This window comes from Ruegeria sp. BF6, assembly GCF_056538665.1.
Genome location: NZ_JBQFTN010000050.1, coordinates 1 through 1205, shown reverse-complemented (window position 1 = coordinate 1205; position 1205 = coordinate 1). Strand labels below are relative to the sequence as shown.

At 62.5% G+C, this 1205-nt stretch carries 1 protein-coding gene; it reads left to right on the top strand.

The genetic code is table 11. The features are described from left to right. Positions 1-1205: cadherin-like domain-containing protein (locus ACR0IM_RS24510; protein ID WP_480683489.1), on the top strand; the 1205-nt coding region annotated here is incomplete at both ends.

Here is a 1205-nt window from a genome sequence, read left to right as displayed (position 1 = left end):
CCTATACCCCCAACGCTGGATATGAAGGGCCGGACAGCTTCACCTACACCGTCTCGGACGGCACAGACACCGATACCGCAACCGTCAGCCTCAATGTCGCAGCTCCGCCCGTGGCGGCCGTATCCGACGATTTCTCGGGCGCCGCGCTCGACCCGGCCTGGACGGTGGTCGGCCCGGCCGGCATTTCCCATGCTCTGGGGCAGAATGCGACCGACGCCTATCTGGAACTGGTGACACCGGACGGCGATCATAACATCTGGGACACCAATAACGGCGCCCGTGCCATGCAGGTCCAGGCGGATGAAGATTTCACCCTTGAGACCCGGTTCCTGAGCACCCCCACCGAGCAATATCAGATGCAGGGGCTGCTGGTTGAAGCCGATGCTGATAACTGGCTGCGCTTTGACACCTATTCCGATGGCAGCAATCTGCGCGTCTTTGCAGCGACCACCGTCAACGGCGACTCCGCGCCAAAGTTCAACGCGGTGATCGCCAGCGGCGCTGCTCCCTATCTGCGGGTCGAACGCAGTGGTGATCTGTGGACGATGTATTATTCGCAGGACGGACAGACCTGGACCACCGCCGGCAGCTTCACCCATGCGCTCAACGTCACCTCTGTGGGCGTGTTCGCAGGCAATACCGGCAATGCGGCGGGCTTTACTGCACAGGTGGACTACTTCGAGACCTCCGCCGACCCGATTGCCGATGAGGATGGGACCTTCACCCCCATCAACACAGCCCCCGACGCGGCGGATGACGGTTTGTCCACGGAGCCGGATGTTGCTCTGGTGGTGAATGTGGCCGCGGATCTGCTGGCCAATGACAGTGACGCGGATGGCGACCCGCTGAGCCTCGACAGCTTCACCCAGCCAGCCAATGGCACTCTCACGGACAATGGCGACGGCACCCTCACCTATACCCCCAACGCTGGATATGAAGGGCCGGACAGCTTCACCTACACCGTCTCGGATGGCACAGAGACCGATACCGCAACCGTCAGCCTGACCGTGAATGGTTCCGCCCCCATCAACACAGCCCCCGACGCGGCGGATGACGGTTTGTCCACGGAGCCGGATGTTGCTCTGGTGGTGAATGTGGCCGCGGATCTGCTGGCCAATGACAGTGACGCGGATGGCGACCCGCTGAGCCTCGACAGCTTCACCCAGCCAGCCAATGGCACTCTCACGGACAATGGCGACGGCACC